Consider the following 21,400-nt stretch of genomic DNA (forward strand, 5'->3'; position numbering starts at 1 on the left):
TTGTCCTCGCGCCCCTTTGGGGGCGCGGGGAACGGCGCAGTCTTATTGGGCACGCGGGGAACTGCGCAGTCTTATCGGGGGCGCGGGGAACTGCGCAATCTTTTTGGGGGCGCGGGGAACTGCGCAGTCTTTAGGGGCGCGGGGAACTGCGCGACCAGCCCCCACGCACCCGCAGACGACTCACCGCCCCGCAGAGCCCCACGGAACCTGCGGCGACCGATACCACTCGATCCCCAGCGCATCCCACCGCTCAGCCTGCGCAGCAAGCCGCCCCTTGTACCGCTCCCAGTCATGAGAACCCGCCGAAGACCACCCCAACTCGGCAACCCCGGGCAACCGCGGAAACGCCATGAACTCCACATGCCCGGAGTTCTCCAGCGTCTCCGACCACATCGGCGCCTCGACACCCCGTACGGCCCCGTCCGGCACCCCCGGCAGATACGCCCCGGGATCCCAGTCGTAAGACCGCTTCACCTCGACGTACCCCGCCCAGGACAACCCCAGCGGCGTGTCCTTCGTGTACTTCATGTCGAGATACACCCGGTCCGCCGGGGACAGAATCAGCCCGGTCCCACTCTGCGCGGCCCTTACGACCCGCGCCTTCTCCTCGGCACTGGTGCCGTCCAGCCCCCAGTACTGCGCGAGAGCCCCCTTCGCCGGGACCGCCCCGGTCAGCTGGTGCCAGCCCACCACCGTCTTGCCGTACTTCGCGACAATCGGCTGCACGCGGTCCATGAACTTCACGTAGTCCTCATGGCTGGTGGAGTGCGCCTCGTCGCCCCCGATGTGGAGGTACCTGCCCGGCGTGAGCGCGGCGAGCTCCCGGATCACGTCGTCCACGAAGTCGTACGTGATCTCCTTGCCGGCGCACAGTGAGCTGAAGCCGACCTCGGTGCCGGTGTAGAGCGGCGGCGCGACGCCGTCGCAGTTCAGGTCGGCGTACGAAGCCAGCGCCGCATTCGTGTGGCCGGGCATGTCTATCTCGGGCACGACCTCCAGGTGACGGGAGGAGGCGTAGCGCACGATGTCCCGGTAGTCGGCCTTGGTGTAGTAGCCGCCGGGGCCGCCGCCCACCTCCGTGGAACCGCCGTAGGTGGCCAGACGCGGCCAGGAGTCGATGGCGATGCGCCAGCCCTGGTCGTCGCTGAGGTGCAGATGCAGTTTGTTGATCTTGTAGAGGGCGAGCTGGTCGATGTAGCGCTTGACCTGCTCGACGGTGAAGAAGTGGCGGGAGACGTCGAGCATGGCGCCGCGCCAGCCGTAGCGCGGGGTGTCCTTGATCGTGCCGCCGGCGACCAGCCAGGGGCCGGGCTGGACGGAGTCCTTCTCCACGGCCGCGGGCAGGAGCTGACGCAGCGTCTGCACGCCGTGGAAGAGCCCGGCGGGCTTGGCGGCGGTGATGGTGACGCCGCCCCGGCCGCTGTCGAGCCGGTAGCCCTCGGCACCGAACGGGCCGTCGGCCAGGCGCAGACGGATGCCCCCGGCGCCCTGGGCGGTGACGGGGAGGCGGTAGCCGGTCGAGGGGCGCAGGATCTTCGCGAGGTACTCGCCGACGCTCCGGGTCTCCCGGGAGCCGTCGACGCGGATGTGGGTGCCGCGGGTGATCCGGTACGGGGATCCGCCCGGGGCGACCGAGGCGGGCGCGGGGATCACCCGGTCGAGCGGGGTGGGCGATGCCGCCGGTGCCGGGGCTGCCCCGGTCACCGAGGCGGCCATCGCGACCAGCAGCAGGGAACCGAGCAGGCGGAGCGTTCTGCGGTGCTGTCTCACACGGCCATCTCTCACAAGTGTGTCCCTTCCACGAGCCGTTGAGCTCCAAGAGGTCTGGACCACTCTCTCGTGAGACGGGTGGAACAATCCACCCCATGGTGGAAATCATCCAGAAGGACGGCACGTGGGCCTTCGACGGGGACGCGCTGCGACTGACTCCCGGACGGGACAAGAACGTCAGTCTGCTGCGCAAGGAGCTGGGTGAACTGGTCGTCCCGCTCGGGGCGTTGGCGGGCATCTCGCTGGAGCAGGGCAAGAAGTCCGGGCGGCTCAGGCTGCGGCTGCGCGACGGCGCCGACCCGCTGCTGCACGCCACCGGCGGCAGGCTCACCGAGCCCCACGACCCGTACCAGCTGATCGTCGAGTCCGACCGCTACGGCGTCGCCGAGTACTTCGTGGACGAGGTCCGCAGCGCCCTGCTGCTCGACCAGGTCCCCGCCGGGCCGGTCGACGCGTATCTGCTGCCGGGCCCGTCGGTCCCCCTGTCGGTCTCCGCCGGGGACGGCACCGCCGGTTTCGACGGCGAGCGCATACGCCTGGAGTGGAACTGGAAGACGGAGGACGCCAAGGCCGCCGCCGGCGCCCGCACGCTCGCGCTCGCCGACATCACCGGCGTGGAGTGGCACCCGGCGGCCGGCCTGGAGAACGGCCACCTGCGCTTCACCGTGCGGCACGCGCCCACCAAGACCCCACCCAAGTACGACCCCAACGCCGTGGAGCTGTGGGGTTTCAAGAAGGACCCGCTGATGGCGCTGGTAGCGGCGGCGGTCCAGGCCAGGCTTCCGCACCCGGCCCGGGCCGCCGCCACGCACCCGGTGGACGCGCGAGCGGAGCTGCCTCCTCCCGCGGTCGCGTCCGCCGAGGACGACCACGACGCCCTGCTGCGCCGCCTGCGCGAGCTCGGGGAGCTGCACCGCACGGGCGTGCTGACGGACGACGAGTTCGCCCTGGCCAAACAGGCGATCCTCAAGCGGATGTAGGAGACGCGCGGCTGCTTCGCCCGGCGGGCCGTCGACGGCCCCGGTGCCGGGACGGCCGCTCGGGACGGCGGCCCGGGCGGTGGCGCCGGGCACGAACGCGCGACCCGCGGCGGCGCGAGCGTGACGGCACCGCCTCCGATCACACGGGTACGCTTCCAGGGGCTTGCCCGAAATCGGGCAGAAATCTTGCGAAACTGTCGCCGGTACCTCAGGATCTAGCGAGTGCACGACGAACTCGTTGATCATCTGACGCGGTCCACCGCCCTCGGGCGGGGCGAGGCGCTGCGCGTGATCCAGGACGTGCTCGCCTACTTCGACGAGACGACCGAGGAGTACGTCCGTCGCCGCCACCGCGAGCTCCAGGCCCAGGGCCTGGTCAACGCGGCGATCTTCGAGCGGATCGAGGCGGATCTCAAGTACCGCGCGGTGGCACCGCCGGAGCTCTCGCTCCGGCAGCTGCGGCGCATCGTCTACGGCTAGGAATACGTATATATGTGCGGAATCGTCGGTTACATCGGGAAGCGTGACGTCGCGCCCCTCCTCCTGGAGGGCCTGCAGCGTCTGGAGTACCGCGGCTACGACTCCGCGGGCATCGTCGTCACGTCCCCGAAGACGTCCGGCCTGAAGATGGTCAAGGCCAAGGGCCGCGTCCGCGACCTGGAGGCCAAGGTCCCGGCCCGCTTCAAAGGCACGACCGGCATCGCCCACACCCGCTGGGCGACCCACGGCGCCCCGTCCGACGTCAACGCCCACCCGCACATGTCGGCCGACAACAAGGTCGCCGTCGTGCACAACGGCATCATCGACAACGCCTCCGACCTGCGCCGCAAGCTGGAGGCGGACGGCGTCGAGTTCCTCTCCGAGACCGACACCGAGGTCCTCACCCACCTCATCGCCCGCTCGCAGGCGACCAAGCTGGAGGACAAGGTCCGCGAGACCCTCCGGCTGGTGGAGGGCACCTACGGCATCGCCGTCATGCACGCCGACTTCCCCGACCGGATCGTCGTCGCCCGCAACGGCTCCCCGGTCGTCCTCGGCATCGGCGAGAAGGAGATGTTCGTCGCCTCCGACATCGCCGCGCTGGTCGCCCACACCCGCCAGATCGTCACCCTCGACGACGGCGAGATGGCCACCCTGAAGGCCGACGACTTCCGCACCTACACCACGGAGGGCACCCGCACCACGGCGGAGCCCACCACGGTCGAGTGGGAGGCCGCCTCCTACGACATGGGCGGCCACGACACGTACATGCACAAGGAGATCCACGAGCAGGCCGACGCCGTGGACCGCGTGCTGCGCGGCCGCATCGACGACCGCTTCTCCACCGTGCACCTGGGCGGCCTCAACCTGGACGCCCGCGAGGCCCGGCGGATCCGCCGCGTGAAGATCCTCGGCTGCGGCACCTCGTACCACGCGGGCATGATCGGCGCCCAGATGATCGAGGAGCTGGCCCGCATCCCCGCCGACGCCGAGCCCGCCTCGGAGTTCCGCTACCGCAACGCGGTCGTCGACCCCGACACCCTCTACGTCGCGGTCTCCCAGTCCGGCGAGACCTACGACGTCCTGGCCGCCGTGCAGGAGCTCAAGCGCAAGGGCGCCCGCGTCCTCGGCGTGGTGAACGTGGTCGGCTCGGCGATCGCCCGCGAGGCCGACGGCGGCATCTACGTGCACGCCGGCCCGGAGGTCTGCGTCGTCTCCACCAAGTGCTTCACCAACACCACGGTGGCCTTCGCCCTGCTCGCCCTGCACCTGGGCCGCACCCGTGACCTGTCGGTCCGGGACGGCAAGCGGATCATCGAGGGCCTGCGCAAGCTGCCCGCGCAGATCGCCGAGATCATGGAGCAGGAGGAGGACGTCAAGAAGCTGGCCCAGCAGTTCGCCGAGTCCCGCTCGATGCTCTTCATCGGCCGCGTCCGGGGCTACCCGGTGGCCCGTGAGGCCTCCCTGAAGCTCAAGGAGGTCTCGTACATCCACGCCGAGGCCTACCCCGCCTCGGAGCTCAAGCACGGCCCGCTGGCCCTGATCGAGCCGGCCCTCCCGACGGTCGCGATCGTCCCCGACGACGACCTGCTGGAGAAGAACCGCGCCGCCATGGAGGAGATCAAGGCCCGCAGCGGCAGGATCCTCGCGGTGGCCCACCAGCCCCAGGAGAAGGCCGACGAGACGATCATCGTCCCGAAGAACGAGGACGAACTCGACCCCATCCTGATGGGCATCCCCCTCCAGCTCCTCGCGTACCACACGGCCCTGGCCCTGGGCCGCGACATCGACAAGCCCCGCAACCTCGCCAAGTCGGTAACGGTGGAGTAGAGGCCTTCCTTTAAGGGGCGCGGGGAACTGCGCGAGCAACCACGACTCACCCGCACAGGCCAACGAACATTTGGGGGCGCGGGGAACTGCGCGACAAGCCCCCACCGCCCGCACAGGCCAACGAACGAAAGCGGACCCCCACGTGCTGCCACCAAGCACGGGGGGTCCGTTTCATCGCCGGGAAGCCGCCCAACTCCCCAGCCGGCGCAGCTAACCGGTGGCCGTCACACCCCGGCCCGCAGCGCGTCGCGGAATCGCCGTGGGCCAGTGCGCCAGCATCGCGGTCGCCGCGTACCAGGCGACCGCCCCCGCGGCGACGGCGAACCAGCCGCCCACCTTCACGAGCCCGTCGTTGCCGGCGAAACTCGCGATCGCCATGAGCAACAGGGCGACGAAGAACAACCCGTACACGCCCTGACCGAGCTGATCCCCGCCCGCGAGCGTCAGGGACAGCGCCACAAGGGCGAACAACAGCAGGAACAACCCTGCCGCGTTGCCGGAGGCGGTGTCGGACACGGCCCAGGTGAACCACAGCGCCCCGAGCACCGAGAACGCCGTACCCCCCGCAGCGTCACCCTCGCGCAGGGCCACCAGCCCCGCGACGAAGAGCGCAACGCCGCCCACGTACTGGGCGATTGACACGGCGTCAGCGCCCGACACGCCGTCGATCACAGCGGTATGCCCCAGCCCGAAGGCCAACAGGGTGATTCCCAGGGCGAGTCGACCGGCCACGGTCGTGATTCCGCTTCCCGCGGAGACGTCTTTGTCCACGGCGGGCTCCCTTCGTGCATGTGCAGTTGTGCGGTGTCCCGTATATGCCCTTCACAAGGGCACAAACACCTCTACGCGCGAGTAGATTCGCATGGTGCACAAGGGAGTTGCCGCAGGAGGCCGCTCCTGCATGAACGTAGGGAATGTCGGGGAACGTCAGGGAATGACGATGACGGGCCGCTGCGCCCGCTTGGCGAGCCGCCCGGCGACCGAGCCGAAGATGCGCCCGACGATGCCGTGGGTGGAGCCGACGACGATCGCGTCGGCCTCGTACTCCCGGCCGACCTCTTCGAGTTCGTGGCAGATGTCGCCGCCGCGCTCGACCAGGATCCAGGGCACCTCGGCGAGGTAGTCCGCACAGGCCAGCTCGAGACCGAGCACCTCGGTGCGGTGGTCCGGCACGTCCACGAACACGGGCGGCTCGCAGCCCGCCCACACCGTGGTCGGCAGCCGGTTGGCGACATGGACGATGATCAGGCCCGACCCGGAGCGATGGGCCATGCCGATCGCGTACGCCAGGGCGCGCTCACTGGACGTGGAGCCGTCGAAGCCGACGACGACCCCGTGCTTGAAGGCGGGGTCGCAGGACTGGCGTGGCTCTTCCGCCGCCAGGGGCTCGGCCGCCGTGGGATCGGCGACGGGCCGCTTGCGGTCCGCGGGTTCGAAGAATTCGTGACCGGCCATGGCTGTCTCGGCGTTGTGATCCTTATACGGGAGGGACAACAGTGTGCGGCGGAGCTGTGTCCGGGAATGGTCTTCCCAACCCCATACCCCCAAGGGTACGGCGGCACGCCTCCTTAGCCCAGATCCCGCTCACGGTGCGTGCGGGTTCCAGGGAGCATGCACGAGGCACCGCCCGTAACGCAATGGTTGCTGCGCTGTACAGGCGGTTTGCACGGGATTCAATGACCCGTGGGCACGTGCGGCGATCCGGCCTGCCAGTGACCGACGCCCGGGCCACGCGTTGAACTCCGTGAGTCACGCCACAGGGAGCACCCATGTCCGCACCACGCCCCGCCGCCGAGGCGGACCGCGCGACCCCGCCGCCGCGGGACACCGCGACGGATGTGGTTCGCTGGGCTGCCTTCAGCTGCCTGCTCGTCCCGGTGGTGCTCCTCGGCTGCGGCGCCTCTCTGGCCGGCGCCGCCGGCACCGCCCTCGGGCTCGCGGCCGTCACGGGCGCCTGCCGGGTGCTGCTGCGCCAGTCCGAGCGCGGTGCGGCCCGGCTCGCGGCCGAGGACCGGGCACCCCACCGGGGCCGGCGCCACCGCACCGGAACGGGGTCGCACCGTGGCGGACGGCACACCGGAGGGGAGACACCGGTCGGCTGACCGGTTTCCGCGCACACGCACGTCGGTTTTCAGCCAACTTCTGGTACCTGCGCATCCCCCGGTCCGACCACCCCCCAACCCCCGTTCGACCTGCACGGAAAGGACCTCAGGGGGTCCGCGCACCCTACGTGGATTGGCCACCGCGACAAGGCGCACTTCCCTGCACGCCCCACGAGTGCAACGCTTCGTGATCGAATGCTTTACGCCAAGTTGCCAAGTCGACAATGCGCCGAGTGCCTAACCGGCCACTTCGGCGCAACGGCACACAGTAGATTCGATCTTGACTGTCTACGGCGGGGGACTCGTGCAGGACCGAGGGGAAACGTGCAGGAGCGACACAACCGAGGAGCCGCGACCACCGAGGGGGGCTTAGCAGTATGAGCCACGACTCCACTGCCGCGCCGGAAGCCGCGGCCCGGAAACTTTCCGGGCGACGCCGCAAGGAGATCGTCGCGGTGCTGCTGTTCAGCGGCGGCCCCATCTTCGAGAGTTCCATACCGCTGTCGGTGTTCGGGGTTGACCGCCAGGACGCCGGCGTACCGCGCTACCGACTGCTGGTGTGCGGGGGCGAGGACGGCCCGCTACGGACCACAGGGGGCCTCGAACTCACCGCACCACATGGCCTGGAAGCGATCTCACGCGCGGGCACGGTCGTCGTACCGGCCTGGCGTTCGATCACTTCTCCGCCACCGGAGGAGGCGCTCGACGCGCTGCGCCGCGCCCACGAGGAGGGCGCCCGCATCGTCGGACTGTGCACCGGCGCCTTCGTCCTCGCGGCGGCGGGCCTGCTGGACGGCCGCCCCGCGACCACCCACTGGATGTACGCACCGACGCTGGCCAAGCGCTATCCGTCGGTGCACGTGGACCCGCGTGAGCTGTTCGTCGACGACGGCGACGTGCTGACGTCGGCGGGCACGGCCGCGGGCATCGACCTGTGCCTGCACATCGTGCGCACGGACCACGGCAACGAGGCGGCCGGGGCCCTGGCCAGGCGGCTCGTCGTGCCGCCGCGCCGCAGCGGCGGGCAGGAGCGCTACCTCGACAGGTCTTTACCGGAGGAGATCGGCGCCGACCCGCTCGCCGAGGTCGTCGCCTGGGCGCTGGAGCACCTCCACGAACAGTTCGACGTGGAGACGCTGGCGGCACGGGCGTACATGAGCAGGCGTACGTTCGACCGCCGCTTCCGCTCGCTGACCGGGAGCGCTCCGCTGCAGTGGCTGATCACACAGCGGGTCCTCCAGGCGCAGCGCCTGCTGGAGACGTCGGACTACTCGGTGGACGAGGTGGCGGGGCGCTGCGGCTTCCGGTCGCCGGTGGCCCTGCGCGGGCACTTCCGCCGCCAGCTGGGTTCGTCCCCGGCCGCGTACCGGGCGGCGTACCGGGCCCGGCGCCCGCAGGGCGAGCGGCCCCAGGAGACCGAGAGCGCGCCGGGCGGTCCCGGGCCCGGCATGCCGGGCCATCCGGGCCACGCGGGGCACCATCCGGGCCAGCCCGGCCAGGCACCCACCCCGCTGCACCCGGAACACCCGGTCCCGCTGCAGTCCCGCCGTACCGCGGCGGCGAGTGCGGTCGGCCAGTCGCCGGCCCTGTCGGCGAGCCTGCCCGGGCAGCGCAGCGCGCCCTGACCCGGTAGCCGGGGCCCGCGGGGAGCATGTCTGCCCGCGGGCCCTTCGCCTTTCGCGGCACGGGCGGCCCGGCCGGTGGCGGCGGGCCGTAAGGTTAGACACATGAACGATCGCATGGTGTGGATCGACTGCGAGATGACCGGCCTCTCGCTGTCGGACGACGCGCTCATCGAGGTGGCCGCCCTCGTGACCGACTCCGAGCTGAACGTGCTCGGCGAAGGCGTGGACATCGTCATCCGGCCGCCGGACCAGGCGCTGGAGACGATGCCGGACGTGGTGCGTCAGATGCACACCGCCTCCGGGCTGCTCGAGGAGCTCCCCGGCGGCACGACGCTGAAGGACGCCGAGGACCAGGTCCTCAGTTACGTGAGGGAGTTCGTCAAGGAGCCGGGCAAGGCCCCGCTCTGCGGGAACTCCGTCGGCACCGACCGCGGCTTCCTGCTGCGCGACATGGCGACGCTGGAGAGCTACCTCCACTACCGGATCGTCGACGTCTCGTCGATCAAGGAGCTGGCGCGCCGCTGGTACCCGCGGGCGTACTTCAACAGCCCGCAGAAGAGCGGCAACCACCGCGCGCTCGCCGACATCCGCGAGTCGATCGCGGAGCTGCGGTACTACCGCGAGGTCCTGTTCGTCCCGCAGCCCGGGCCCGACTCGGACACCGCCCGGACGATCGCCGCGAAGCACGTCCTGCCTGCTCAGTAGGCGGGACGGGGGGGGCCGTAGGGGGGCGCGGGGAAAGCCGGGCGCGAGCACCCCTTCGGACCCTGTACACTTTTTCTCGGCCGGTCGGGGACATCACTGATCTCCAAGCCGGTCATGGTGGGTGTAGCTCAGCTGGTAGAGCACCTGGTTGTGGTCCAGGATGCCGCGGGTTCGAGTCCCGTCACTCACCCTCTGTATAGAGGCCGGTGATCTGCGGAAACGCAGTCACCGGCCTCTTTCGTCAGTCTGGTCCCTGCCACCTGACCTCGGAGCCGACTACCTCGGCATGACCATCCCCTGGTCCGTCACCTCGTAGCTCCGCAGGCACTCCAGGTACGCGGCCTCCGACAGGTCGTAAGGACCGCCGGCCTGCCTGTTGCAGTACTTGGACAGGATCTGGCTCTTCTGGGCAGGGGATACCCCGGCAGGCTCGTTGTTCCGCTGCTGGTTGTCCTGCGACTGGTCGTCCAACTGACCCTGCACCCACGGGCTGGGCGAAGAGGGCTCCGAGTTGTCGTCGGACCCGAGGACCGCACCCCCCAGGAAGAACGAACTCACGGCAAGGGCGACGACGCCGGCCCACAGGACCACCGGCCGCTTCCACCACGACTTCTCCATCGCCGCCAGGATGCGCTGGTACTGCGGGTCGCGCTCGTACTCGTCCCGCCAACCGTCCGGCGATCCCGCCGGGCCGGCCGCAGGAGCCCTGGACGGACGCGGGGGGAAGTCCGGGGGAAGGGACGACGAGTTCTCCACCGCAAGCTCCTCAAGCCCTGACCGGCAGCCAGTTCGCGCACAGTAAGTCGGGGGCACAGGGTAACCACGAGGCGTCCACGGCTTCTACACGCAAGACCCAACCGTGATCTGCACCTGAGTCACGCCCCGCACCTGCAGGGATGGCTGACGTGTTCACAGCCCGCGTGTTTCCAGCGTGCCGGTCGAGGGCGCGTCCGCGGGCCGGGGCTACCGTCGGCGGCATGGACGGTTCACGCCCGGGATGGCGCGCGTGTGTGCTCAGCGGGGCGGTCTTCGCCGTCTGCATGGCCGGCACCACACTGCCGACTCCCCTGTATCCCCTCTACCAGGACAAGTTCGGCTTCTCCGAGCTGACGGTCACCGTGGTCTACGCCCTGTACGCCTTCGCGGTGATCGGTGTGCTGCTGCTGGTCGGCAACGCCTCGGACGCCGTGGGCAGGCGCCCGGTGCTGCTGTGCGGCCTGGGCTTCGCCGCGCTGAGCGCCGTCTGCTTCCTGTGCGCCACCGGGCTCGGCTGGCTCTACGCGGGACGGCTGCTGTCGGGGCTGTCCGCCGGGCTGTTCACCGGCGCCGCCACGGCGTATGTGATGGAGCTGGCGCCCGAGGGCGGTGCCTCACGGGCCACGTTCGTGGCGACGGCCGCCAACATGGGCGGCCTGGGCTGCGGTCCGCTGCTCTCCGGGCTGCTCGCGCAGTATGCCTCCTGGCCGCTGTACCTGCCGTTCGTCACCCACCTCGCACTGGTGGCCGCCTCGGCCGCCGTCCTGCTGCGGCTCGCGGAGACGGTCCGGGAGCGGCAGCCGCTGCGCACCGTACGCCCGCAGCGCCCTGTTCTGCCCCCGCAGGTGCGCGCGGTGTTCGGCCCCGCGGCCACCGCCTCCTTCGTCGGGTTCGCGCTGTTCGGGGTGTTCACCTCCGTCAGCCCGGCCTTCCTCGTGGAGTCCCTGGACGTCGACGACCACGCCGTGAGCGGGCTGATCGTCGCGCTTGCGTTCTTCGCGTCAACCGCCGGGCAACTGGCGGTCGGCCGGGTCGGCGTACGGCGGTCCCTGCCGCTGGGCTGCGCCGGGCTCCTCGCCGGGCTCGCGCTGCTCGCCGGTGCGCTGCGGTGGGACCAGATGGCCCTGCTGGTCGCCAGCGCGCTCGTCGGCGGAATCGGCCAGGGCCTGGCGTTCCGCGGCGCCCTGTCCGACGTGGCCGGGGCCTCGCCCGAACATCAGCGGGCGGCGGTGATCTCGACGCTGTTCGTGGTGGCCTACACGGGCATCTCCGTCCCGGTGATCGGCGTCGGCCTGCTGACCGAGACGATCGGCCTGGAGGGGGCGGGTCTGGTGTTCATCGCCTGCATGGCCGTCCTGGTCGTGACGGCGGCGGTGTACCTGCTGCGACGACCGGAGCGGGCTCGGGTGTGAAGGCGTGAAGGTGTGAGGTCGTGGGGCCGTGAGGGCCGGGGGCCGTGGGGCCGTGAAGCCGTGCGGGCGTAGGACCGTGAAGCCCGGGGGCCGTGAAGCCGTGCGGGCGTAGGACCGTGAAGCCCGGGGGCCGTGAAGCCGTGCGGGCGTAGGACCGTGAAGCCCGGGGGCCGTGAAGCCGTGCGGGCGTGGGGCCCCCGCCGGGCCCCTGCCCGGGCGCGGGTGGTTCGACTGCATGTTCCTCTGCCGCGGGCCGTCAGCCCCTCCCGGCGCCGGGGTGCACGAGCCGAGACGGACCTCCGGGAGGCGGTGCGGAACCGGCTGTTCGTCGCCGACGGCCTGGACATCCCGCGGCGCCGGCCCGGACTGGGCCCGCAAGGCGGCGTCACGCCGTAGCCGACTCCCGCGCGCCCGTGGGCCGTTGCGTCACGACGACGACCGCGTCACCAGCTCCGTGGCCAGGACCATCTGCCGGCGCTCCAGGCCCCGGGACGCCAGCGGACGGCGGTCGGCGACCTCGGTGAGCAGGAGGTCTGTCATCCGGCGGCCCATCTCCTCGATGGGCTGGCGGACGCTGGTCAGCGGCGGTTCCATGTGGCGGGCGATGGCGGAGTCGTCGTAGCCGACGAGCGCCACGTCCTCCGGGATGCGGCGGCCCGCCTCGCGCAGCGCCCGGCGGGCGCCGGACGCGGTGACGTCGGAGGCGGCGAAGACGGCGTCGATGTCGGGGTGGCGCTCCAGCAGGGCCGCCATGGCCCGGTGTCCGCCCTCCTCCGTGAAGTCCCCCGCCTCGATCAGCCCCTCGTCCACCCCGAGGCCGGCGTCACTCACGGCCTCGCGGTAGCCGTCGACACGGCGCTGGGCACCGTAGACGTCGAGGCGGCCGGTGATGTGGGCCACCCGGCGCCGGCCCCGGGACAGCAGATGCTCGACAGCCTGGCGGGCGCCGCCGTAGTTGTCCGAGTCGACCGACGGCAGCGTCTCCGCCGACGAGCGCGGGCCGCTGATCACCGCCGGGATCTCCAGCTGGGCCAGCAGGTCGGGCAGCGGGTCGTCCGCGTGCACCGAGACCAGCAGGACGCCGTCCACGCGGTGGGCCGCCAGGTACTGGGCGAGGCGGGCGCGCTCCCGGTCGTTGCCCGCGAAGATCAGCAGCAGCTGCATCTCCGTGTCGGACAGCGCCGACCCGACGCCCTTCAGCATGTCCGAGAAGTACGGCTCCGCGAAGAACCGGGTCTCCGGCTCGGGGACGACCAGCGCGATCGCGTCCGTGCGGTTGGCGGCCAGGGCGCGGGCCGCGGTGTTGGGGACGTAGCCGAGCTCAGCGACCGCCGCCTCGACGGCCGCGCGGGTCGCGTCGCTGACCCGGGGCGAGCCGTTGATCACCCGCGAGACGGTGCCGCGACCGACACCGGCGCGCGCCGCCACCTCTTCGAGGGTGGGCCGGCCACCACTTCGGCCCCGCGCTCCGTGGGTTGCCATGGGCTCCGCCTTCCCGTCCACACCCGCACTCTGCGACTGGCCTGGAATTTAACAGGCTCGTCAGCCCTGTGATTGCCGCCGAGGGCCCACCGCCCCCGGCCTTCCACTTCGGCCGGAGGGACCGGTACGAGCGACGTCCGGACCGGCTTGATATCGCTGTCCCCGGCCTCAATCGGGCCCGTACCGGGTCCAGTTAACGGGCCTATAACTGAACGCATCTCCCTCTGTCCGGTCCCTTGACACCCCCGCCGGGACCGGGGACTCTTCAACACATCACTGGTGGGAGCGCTCCCACACTACCTGACACATACACAACCCGCACGTTCCCCGCCCGAGCCTTAAGCGCGTAAAACGGTCCGACAATGCAGTTGGCCGGGGGGTCGGCACGTCAGGGCAACAGGAGGACGACATGCGAGCACGCATCCGAACCGCCCGCAAGGCGATGGTCGTCGCGGCCGTCGCGTCGCTGGGCGCCGGGCTGCTGGCCGGCTGTGCCGACGACGGCGGAAGCGACGGCTCCGGTTCGTCGGGCGACGGCAAGGGCAAGACGACGATCACCCTGGGGCTCTTCGGCACCATGGGCTTCAAGGAAGCCGGTCTCTACGCCGAGTACGAGAAGCTCAACCCCAAGATCAAGATCGCTGAGAACGTCGTCGAGCGCAACGAGAACTACTACCCCGCGCTGCTGAACCACCTGACCACCAACAGCGGTCTGCAGGACGTGCAGGCCGTCGAGGTCGGCAACATCGCCGAGATCGTGAACACTCAGGCGGCCAAGCTCGAGGACCTCTCCAAGATTTCGGGAGTGAGCAAGAGCAACTGGCTGGAGTGGAAGTGGCAGCAGGCCACGACCAAGGACGGTCAGACGATCGGCCTCGGCACGGACGTCGGTCCGATGGCGATCTGCTACCGCACGGACATGTTCAAGCAGGCCGGTCTCCCCACCGACCCGGCGGAGGTCGCCAAGCTGTGGGCGGGCGACTGGTCCAAGCTCGTGGCGACCGGTGAGCGGTACCAGAAGAAGGCGCCCCAGGGCACGACGTTCATGGACTCCCCCGGCGGTCTGCTCAACGCGATCCTGAGCAGCGAGGAGGAGAAGTTCTACGACTCCTCCGGCAAGGTCATTTACAAGTCGAACCCGGCCGTCAAGAACGCGTTCGACCTGACCGCCGAGGCCGCCGAGAAGAAGCTGCTCGGCGCCCAGACACAGTTCCAGCCTGCCTGGGACCAGACGATCGCCAACAACAAGTTCGCCGCGATGGCCTGCCCGCCTTGGATGCTGGGCTACATCAAGGGCAAGTCGCAGCCGGACGCCAAGGGCAAGTGGAACGTGGCGGTGGCGCCCAAGTCCGGTAACTGGGGCGGCAGTTTCCTCTCCGTGCCGAAGAGCGGCAAGAACGTCGAAGAGGCCAAGAAGCTGGTCGCGTGGCTGACCGCGCCCGAGCAGCAGGCGAAGCTGTTCAAGGTGCAGGGCAGCTTCCCGAGCGCGCAGGCCGCCTACGACAGCCCCGAAGTCACCGGCGCGAAGAACGACATGACCGCTGACGCCCCGATCGGCAAGATCTTCTCCGAGGCTGCCAAGCAGATCCCCGTGCAGGTGATCGGCCCGAAGGACCAGATCATCCAGCAGGGCCTGACCGACAACGGCGTCATCCTCGTCACGAAGGGCAAGTCCGCCGAGGAGGCCTGGAAGACGGCGACGAAGACCATCGACAACAACCTGGACCAGTGACCCGGATGGCCACCCGTCACGACACCGCCGCGCCCCCCGCCAAGGAGGGGGGCGCGGCCCCGGGCCGCCCGCCCGCGGCCGGCCTCCCCGAAAAGGAGCAGCGGCGGCGCGCGCGGCTGTCCCGCCGCTGGCAGCGGGACGTGCGCTGGAGCCCGTACGCGTTCGTCTCCCCGTTCTTCCTGTTGTTCCTCGCCTTCGGTCTGTTCCCGCTGATCTACACGGGCTGGGCCTCGCTGCACCAGGTCGAGCTGACCGCGCCGACCGACATGGACTGGGTGGGGCTGCGCAACTACACCCGGATCTTCGACGACGACTTCTTCTGGAACGCGGCGAAGAACACCCTGACCATCGGCATCATCTCCACGGTTCCGCAGCTGCTGATGGCGATGGGCATCGCCCACATCCTCAACTACAAGCTGCGTGCCTCGACCTTCTACCGGGTCGCGATGCTGGCGCCGTACGCCACCTCGATCGCCGCCGCCTCGCTGGTGTTCGTGCTGCTCTTCGGCCGTGACTACGGCATGATCAACTGGGCGCTGGACTTCATCGGGATCGATCCGGTCGACTGGCAGGGCGACAAGTGGCCCTCGCAGATCGCCGTCTCGTCGATCATCATCTGGCGCTGGACCGGGTACAACGCGCTCATCTATCTGGCCGCGATGCAGGCGATTCCGCAGGACCTGTACGAGTCGGCGGCGCTGGACGGGGCCAACCGCTGGCAGCAGTTCTTTCACGTCACGCTGCCGTCGCTGCGTCCGACGATCCTGTTCACCGTGGTCGTGTCGACGATCGGGGCAAGTCAGGTCTTCGGTGAACCGCTGCTGTTCGACGCCAACAAGGGCGCGTCCGGCGGCGCGGAGCACCAGTTCCAGACGCTCGGGCTGTACCTGTACGAGCAGGGCTGGGTCAACCAGCACCTGGGCCGCGCCTCAGCGATCGCCTGGACGATGTTCCTCATCCTGATCGTCATCGGCATCGTCAACTTCGTCATCTCGCGCCGGCTGCGCGCCAGTAGTGAGGAGTTCCGGCCGTGACGACTACTGTGACGCCCCCCGAGACCGAGCCCGCCAAGGTGACCAAGCCTCCGCGCCTGCCGAAGTCCGCTCGGGCCGGCGGGCAACTGCACGGCGGCCCCGTCGCGTACGCGATCCTCGTCGTGTTCACCATCGTGTCGCTGTTCCCGCTGGTGTGGACGGCGATCGCCGCCTCGCGCGACAACCAGCGCCTGGCGCAGACCCCGCCGCCCTTCTGGTTCGGCTCCAACCTCTTCAACAATCTGGAGATCGCCTGGAAGGACGCCAATCTGGGTGAGGCGTTCCTCAACACCACGCTGGTGGCCGGAATCTCGGCGCTCACCATCGTCTGCTTGTCGACGATCGCCGGGTTCGCCTTCGCCAAGCTGCGCTTCAGGGGCCGCAACGCGATGATGCTGATCGTGATCGGCACGATGATGGTGCCGCCGCAGCTGAGTGTGATCCCGCTGTACATGATGGTCGCCAAGCTGGACTGGACCGACCAGCTCCAGGCGGTGATCTTCCCGTCGCTGGTGAGCGCGTTCGGCGTGTTCTTCATGCGGCAGTACCTGATCCAGGCGCTGCCGGACGAGATCATCGAGGCCGCCCGCGTCGACGGGGCGAGCAGCTGGCGTGTGGTGTGGCACGTGGTGTTTCCCACCGCGCGGCCCGCGATGGCCGTACTGGGCATGCTGATGTTCGTACAGACCTGGAACGACTTCCTGTGGCCGTTCCTGGTGCTGACGCAGACCGGCAGCCCGACCGTGCAGGTCGCCGTCGCGGGCCTGGGCCGCGGCTACACCCCCGACCAGTCCCTGATCATGGCGGGCGCGCTGCTGGGCACGCTGCCGCTGCTGCTGGTCTTCGCGATCTTCGGCAAGCAGATCGTGGGCGGCATCATGCAGGGCGCCGTCAAGGGCTGATCCTTCCCAGGGGGCCGGGTCAGCGCTGCTCCGGCCCCTCTTCTCCCCTCCGCCTTCTCTCTCTTCTTTCCTCTCCTCCCCCTCTTGCCGTTTCATCTCCGGTCTTCTCGACGCCCTTTGGGAGCGCTTCCATGCCTGACTCCGAGTACCCGGCCACTGCGGTGACCTTTCCCCCCGCCTTCCTGTGGGGCGCGGCGACGTCCGCGTACCAGATCGAGGGTGCGGTGCGGGAGGACGGCCGTACGCCGTCGATCTGGGACACCTTCAGCCACACGCCGGGCAAGACGGCCGGTGGCGAGACCGGTGACATCGCTGTCGACCACTACCACCGCTATCGCGACGACGTGGCGCTGATGGCGGAGCTGGGCCTGGGCGCCTACCGCTTCTCCATCTCGTGGTCGCGGGTGCAGCCGACCGGGCGGGGCCCGGCGGTGCAGAAGGGCCTGGACTTCTACCGGCGGCTGGTGGACGAGCTGCTGGCCAGGAACATCAAGCCGGCCGTGACCCTCTACCACTGGGATCTGCCGCAGGAGCTGGAGGACGCGGGCGGCTGGCCGGAGCGCGATACGGCGTACCGGTTCGCGGAGTACGCGCGGATCGTCGGCGAGGCGCTGGGCGACCGTGTGGAGCAGTGGATCACGCTCAACGAGCCGTGGTGCAGCGCGTTCCTGGGTTATGCCTCCGGGGTGCACGCCCCGGGCCGTACGGATCCGGCGGCCTCGCTGCGTGCCGCGCACCATCTGAACCTGGCGCACGGGCTGGGCGCGTCGGCGCTGCGCTCGGTGATGCCGGCCCGCAACACCGTCGCGATCAGCCTCAACTCCTCGGTGGTGCGGCCGCTTTCGCAGGATCCGGCGGATCTGGCGGCGGCCCGCAGGATCGACGACCTGGCCAACGGTGTGTTCCACGGGCCGATGCTGCACGGTGCCTACCCGGAGTCGCTGTTCGAGGCGACGGCGTCCCTCACGGACTGGGACTTCGTCCTCGACGGCGATCTGGCGCTGATCAACCAGCCGCTGGACGCGCTGGGCCTCAACTACTACACGCCCTCGCTGGTCTCGGCGGCGGACGCGTCGGCGAAGGCGCCGCGCGCCGATGGTCACGGGGCGAGCGACCACTCGCCGTGGCCGGCCGCGGACGACGTCGCCTTCCACCAGACGCCCGGCGACCGCACGGAGATGGGCTGGACGATCGACCCGACCGGTCTGCACGAGCTGATCATGCGGTACACGCGGGAGGCGCCGGGCCTGCCGCTGTACATCACGGAGAACGGCGCGGCCTACGACGACAAGATGGACTCCGACGGCCGGGTGCACGACCCGGAGCGGGTCGCGTATCTGCACGGCCATCTGTCGGCGGTCCGCCGGGCGATCGCGGACGGCGCGGATGTCCGGGGCTACTACCTGTGGTCCCTGATGGACAACTTCGAGTGGTCGTACGGGTACGGCAAGCGCTTCGGCGCGGTCTACGTGGACTACGCGACGCAGGAGCGCACGCCGAAGACGAGCGCCCGGTGGTACGGCAGGGCGGCCCGGACCGGGGCGCTGCCCGAGGCCGAGGCGGTCTGACCGACCGGGGGTACGGGGGGGCGGGGCGCGGCACGATTAGGGGAGTGCCGCGCCCCGGCCGTCTCTCGGCGGCGGGTGCCCGGCAGGAGCCGCCGGGTCGTCCCGAGTGGGCGTCAGCCCTTGTTGTCACCCGGGGTGAGGCCGCTGACGAACTGGCGCTGGAGCGCGAAGTACACGGTCAGGGCAGCGTGTTGCCGAAGTAGGGCCGTCCGCGGGGAGCTGTCAGTGGGACCGGGAGCGGTGGTAGGCGGCGGCTAGCCTGCCGGGTCGGCGCCGCCGCATCTGCCGGTGCCCTCCGCTCGCGGGAGCACGGCCGTCCAGCTGGATCCAGATGCGCACCTCGGTGCCGCCGAGCACCGAGGATCCGAGCCGTACGTCCCCGCCGGTGGACTCCGCGAGCCGGCGCACGATGTCCAGGCCGAGCCCGGTGGAGCCGTCGCTGCCGGAGCCGCGGCCCCGCGCCATCGCGGCCTCGGGGTCGGGTATGCCGGGGCCCGCGTCGGAGACGAGGACGATCACCGCGTCCTCGCCGTTGTGCACGTCGACCGCGAAGGCGGTGCCCTCGGCGGTGTGCCGGAAGACGTTCCCGAGCAGCGCGTCGAGTGCGGCGGCCAGGTCGGCGCGGGCCACGGGTATGCGCACCGGACGGTCGGCCCCGGCCACCCGCCACTTGCGGCCCTCGTCCTCCGCGAGCGCCGACCAGAACGCCATCCGCTCCCGGACCACCTCGGCCGCGTCGCACCCGGCGCCCGGACCGGCCGCGGCCGTCTGCGGTTTGGCCTCCCGGGCCGTACGGATGATGGTGTCGACCTCGCGCTCCAGCTGCTCGACGGCGGTCCGGGTCTGGTCCGCGGCCGGGCCCTCCCCGAGCGAGGCGGTGTTGAGCCGCAGCACGGTCAGGGGTGTGCGCAGCCGGTGGGACAGGTCGGCCGCGAGCTCCCGCTCGTTGGCCAGGAGCTGGACGACCTGGTCGGCCATCGAGTTGAACGCGACCGCCGCGAGCCGCAGTTCGCTCGGGCCCTCCTCGGGCACCCGGGCGCCCAGGCGGCCCTCCCCCAGGTCGTGCGCCCCCTCGACCAGGCGCTGGGCGGGCCGGACCATGCGCACGCCGAGGCGGTCGGCGACCGCGACCGAGCCGAGGATCAGCGCCACCCCGACCCCGGCGAGCACCGCCCAGGCGGTCCCCACGCCGTTGGTCACCTCGGACTCCGGCACGTACACCTCGACGACCGCGATCCTGCCGGTGCTGAGGGCGACCGGCTGGAGCAGCGTCCAGCCGCCGGTGACACCCGTGGTGGAGGCACGGCCCAGCTTCCGCACGACCGCGATGTCCGCGTCGGCGGCGCGGCGCCGCCCCAGATCGAGGGGCTCCTGGCCGTCACCCGCCGGGAGGTGCACGGCCATTCCCGCGTCGGAGCCGGCCGAGGCGACGACCCGCTCCAGCTCGTCGCGGTCGGTGGTGATGGACAGGGCGGGGGCGACGGCCGCGGCCTCCCGCTCGGCGTTGGAGAAGGCACGGTCGCGGGCCATCTCGCGGATGACGAGTCCGAGCGGCACGGCGAAGGCGAGCACGACCATGGTGGTCACCGCCAGCGACACCTTGACCAGGGCCCACCTCATCGCGGCGCCCCCGGAGGTTCGAGCTTCACGCCGACGCCCCGGAGGGTGTGCAGATAGCGCGGGCTGGCCGCCGTCTCGCCCAGTTTCCTGCGCAACCAGGACAGATGGACGTCGATGGTCTGGTCGTCGCCGTAGGACTGCTGCCACACCTCGGCGAGCAGCTCCTTGCGGGGGACGACGACGCCGGGCCGGCCGGCGAGGAAGGCGAGCAGGTCGAACTCGCGGCGGGTGAGGTCGAGTCGCGCGCCGTCCAGCTCGGCCTGGCGGCGCAGCGGGTCGACGGTCAGGCCGCCGACCCGGATCACGGGGGACGGCTCCCCTTCCGCGGCGCCGGAGCGGGCGCGGCGCAGCACGGCCGCCATCCGGGCCGAGAGGTGCTCGACCGAGAAGGGCTTGGTGAGGTAGTCGTCCGCCCCGGCGTTCAACAGCCGTACGATCTCCGTCTCGTCGTCCCGGGCCGTGGCGACGATCACCGGCACGTCCGTGATTCCGCGCAGCATCTTCAGGGCCTCGGACCCGTCGAGATCGGGCAGTCCGAGGTCCAGGATCACCACGTCGAAGCGGAAATGGGCGACCTCGCGCAGCGCCTCGAGCGCCGTCCCGACGCTGCGCACGGTGTGCGAGGCGTCGGTAAGGTGCCGGATCAGCGCCGAGCGTACGAACTGGTCGTCCTCGACCACGAGCACACTTGCCATGCGCCGCACCGTACGCCATCTCGAACAGCCGGGTGCGGGCCTGTGGACAACTCCCCGGCTGGGGACAACCGACGCTCTCAGGACGCCGATTGCGGGCCACGCGAGGGACACGTGAGGCAGTATGGCCCGCGATGCGCAGAGGACTCGTACACGTACTGGCCTGGCTGCTCGCCACGGGCGCGGCGGTCACGCTGTCGTGGTGGGGTGTCCACACGGTGATGGCGGGAACGGCCTACGATCCGCCGCGCGCCCTGCCCATCAAGGCCGCCGACGCGTCCACGCGGGAGCCGAAGGCGCTGGCCACGCCGGATCCGGAACGGACGCCTCCGGCGAAACGGCGGCAGCCGAGCACGCCTGCGCCTGCCGCGTCCGCGTCCGCGTCCGGGAGACCGGCCCCCTCCCCCACGCCGTCCTCGTCCACGTCCTCGCCCGGCACCGCCCCCGCCGCCTCCGGTCGCGTCAAGAGCTACGACACCGACGGCGGCCGGGCGGTCTTCGACCTGGGCAGGACGTCCGCCTCGCTCGTGTCGGCGACGCCCGGGGCGGGCTGGTCGATGCAGGTGTGGAAGACGGAGTCGTGGATCCGCGTGGAGTTCTCCTCGGGTGCGGACCGGGTGTCGGTGTTCTGCACCTGGCACGACGGGCCGCCGCGGGTGGAGATCGGGACCTACTGAGCGCGATGTGCCGTGATCTGCGTCCGTCGGATG

The 21,400-nt window shown here is 70.7% G+C and carries 19 protein-coding genes and 1 tRNA gene; 13 read left to right on the plus strand and 7 right to left on the minus strand.

Features of this window, described 5'->3' with window-relative positions:
• Window positions 1–180: 180 nt before the first annotated feature.
• A complete protein-coding gene (locus IGS69_RS12295) occupies window positions 181–1,770 on the minus strand; it encodes a beta-N-acetylhexosaminidase (protein ID WP_190899123.1) in 1,590 nt (529 codons plus the stop codon).
• A gap of 95 nt (window positions 1,771–1,865) precedes the next feature.
• Here IGS69_RS12295 and IGS69_RS12300 point away from each other — a divergent pair, with 95 nt between their 5' ends.
• The 3 genes from IGS69_RS12300 (at window position 1,866) to glmS (ending at window position 5,060) form a co-directional block, all read left to right on the plus strand.
• Complete coding sequence (locus tag IGS69_RS12300) at window positions 1,866–2,750, plus strand: DUF4429 domain-containing protein (protein ID WP_190899125.1); 885 nt, start codon at window positions 1,866–1,868, stop codon at window positions 2,748–2,750.
• Between the two features lie 222 nt (window positions 2,751–2,972).
• On the plus strand, window positions 2,973–3,230 hold the full coding sequence (locus IGS69_RS12305) for a hypothetical protein (protein ID WP_030838058.1): 258 nt from the start codon (window positions 2,973–2,975) through the stop codon (window positions 3,228–3,230).
• 12 nt (window positions 3,231–3,242) lie between these two features.
• Window positions 3,243–5,060: a glutamine--fructose-6-phosphate transaminase (isomerizing) gene (gene glmS, locus IGS69_RS12310; protein WP_190899126.1), complete on the plus strand. Its 1,818-nt coding sequence runs from the start codon at window positions 3,243–3,245 to the stop codon at window positions 5,058–5,060.
• Between the two features lie 210 nt (window positions 5,061–5,270).
• Here the strand turns inward: glmS and IGS69_RS12315 are convergent, their stop codons facing one another.
• Both IGS69_RS12315 and IGS69_RS12320 read right to left on the minus strand, forming a co-directional pair.
• Window positions 5,271–5,831: a GPR1/FUN34/YaaH family transporter gene (locus IGS69_RS12315; protein WP_190899128.1), complete on the minus strand. Its 561-nt coding sequence runs from the start codon at window positions 5,829–5,831 to the stop codon at window positions 5,271–5,273.
• Between the two features lie 156 nt (window positions 5,832–5,987).
• Window positions 5,988–6,515, minus strand: coding sequence for a universal stress protein (locus IGS69_RS12320; RefSeq protein ID WP_190899130.1), 528 nt, complete (start codon window positions 6,513–6,515; stop codon window positions 5,988–5,990).
• A gap of 314 nt (window positions 6,516–6,829) precedes the next feature.
• Here IGS69_RS12320 and IGS69_RS12325 point away from each other — a divergent pair, with 314 nt between their 5' ends.
• From IGS69_RS12325 to IGS69_RS12340, 4 genes are all read left to right on the plus strand, one after another.
• Window positions 6,830–7,162, plus strand: a complete 333-nt coding sequence (locus IGS69_RS12325; protein ID WP_190899132.1) for a hypothetical protein — start codon at window positions 6,830–6,832, stop codon at window positions 7,160–7,162.
• A 377-nt stretch (window positions 7,163–7,539) separates the two neighbouring features.
• Entirely contained in the window at window positions 7,540–8,787 is a 1,248-nt protein-coding gene (locus tag IGS69_RS12330) for a helix-turn-helix domain-containing protein (RefSeq protein ID WP_190899134.1), read from the plus strand.
• A 102-nt stretch (window positions 8,788–8,889) separates the two neighbouring features.
• Window positions 8,890–9,492 (plus strand): oligoribonuclease, encoded by a 603-nt coding sequence (gene orn / locus IGS69_RS12335; RefSeq protein WP_190899136.1) that lies wholly within the window; start codon window positions 8,890–8,892, stop codon window positions 9,490–9,492.
• Window positions 9,493–9,609: 117 nt separating this feature from the next.
• Window positions 9,610–9,682, plus strand: a tRNA-His gene (locus IGS69_RS12340).
• Between the two features lie 86 nt (window positions 9,683–9,768).
• On the opposite strand, the gene IGS69_RS12345 is transcribed toward IGS69_RS12340, so the two are convergent.
• A complete protein-coding gene (locus tag IGS69_RS12345; RefSeq protein ID WP_190899138.1) occupies window positions 9,769–10,248 on the minus strand; it encodes a hypothetical protein in 480 nt (159 codons plus the stop codon).
• Between the two features lie 221 nt (window positions 10,249–10,469).
• On the opposite strand from IGS69_RS12345, the gene IGS69_RS12350 reads away from it, so the two are divergent.
• A complete protein-coding gene (locus IGS69_RS12350; protein ID WP_190899140.1) occupies window positions 10,470–11,660 on the plus strand; it encodes an MFS transporter in 1,191 nt (396 codons plus the stop codon).
• Window positions 11,661–12,086: 426 nt separating this feature from the next.
• Here the strand turns inward: IGS69_RS12350 and IGS69_RS12355 are convergent, their stop codons facing one another.
• The gene (locus IGS69_RS12355; RefSeq protein WP_190899142.1) at window positions 12,087–13,142 is read right to left on the minus strand and encodes a LacI family DNA-binding transcriptional regulator; all 1,056 of its coding nucleotides are present in this window, start codon (window positions 13,140–13,142) and stop codon (window positions 12,087–12,089) included.
• A 409-nt stretch (window positions 13,143–13,551) separates the two neighbouring features.
• Here IGS69_RS12355 and IGS69_RS12360 point away from each other — a divergent pair, with 409 nt between their 5' ends.
• The 4 genes from IGS69_RS12360 to IGS69_RS12375 all read left to right on the plus strand — a co-directional run bounded on the left by IGS69_RS12360 (window position 13,552) and on the right by IGS69_RS12375 (window position 18,378).
• Entirely contained in the window at window positions 13,552–14,874 is a 1,323-nt protein-coding gene (locus IGS69_RS12360; RefSeq protein WP_190899144.1) for an ABC transporter substrate-binding protein, read from the plus strand.
• A gap of 5 nt (window positions 14,875–14,879) precedes the next feature.
• On the plus strand, window positions 14,880–15,908 hold the full coding sequence (locus IGS69_RS12365; protein ID WP_190899145.1) for a carbohydrate ABC transporter permease: 1,029 nt from the start codon (window positions 14,880–14,882) through the stop codon (window positions 15,906–15,908).
• Entirely contained in the window at window positions 15,905–16,810 is a 906-nt protein-coding gene (locus tag IGS69_RS12370) for a carbohydrate ABC transporter permease (RefSeq protein WP_190899147.1), read from the plus strand. Before IGS69_RS12365 ends, IGS69_RS12370 begins: the two co-directional genes overlap by 4 nt.
• A gap of 131 nt (window positions 16,811–16,941) precedes the next feature.
• Window positions 16,942–18,378, plus strand: a complete 1,437-nt coding sequence (locus IGS69_RS12375) for a GH1 family beta-glucosidase (protein WP_190899149.1) — start codon at window positions 16,942–16,944, stop codon at window positions 18,376–18,378.
• 222 nt (window positions 18,379–18,600) lie between these two features.
• Here IGS69_RS12375 and IGS69_RS12380 read toward each other — a convergent pair whose 3' ends face one another.
• Complete coding sequence (locus IGS69_RS12380) at window positions 18,601–19,998, minus strand: sensor histidine kinase (RefSeq protein ID WP_190899151.1); 1,398 nt, start codon at window positions 19,996–19,998, stop codon at window positions 18,601–18,603.
• A complete protein-coding gene (locus IGS69_RS12385; protein ID WP_190899153.1) occupies window positions 19,995–20,693 on the minus strand; it encodes a response regulator transcription factor in 699 nt (232 codons plus the stop codon). Before IGS69_RS12385 ends, IGS69_RS12380 begins: the two co-directional genes overlap by 4 nt.
• A 131-nt stretch (window positions 20,694–20,824) precedes the next feature.
• Between IGS69_RS12385 and IGS69_RS12390 the strand changes: the two genes are divergently transcribed.
• The gene (locus IGS69_RS12390) at window positions 20,825–21,367 is read left to right on the plus strand and encodes a hypothetical protein (RefSeq protein ID WP_190899154.1); all 543 of its coding nucleotides are present in this window, start codon (window positions 20,825–20,827) and stop codon (window positions 21,365–21,367) included.
• Window positions 21,368–21,400 lie beyond the last annotated feature (33 nt).

The sequence above is a fragment of the Streptomyces tuirus genome (assembly GCF_014701095.1).
GTDB lineage: Bacteria > Actinomycetota > Actinomycetes > Streptomycetales > Streptomycetaceae > Streptomyces > Streptomyces tuirus.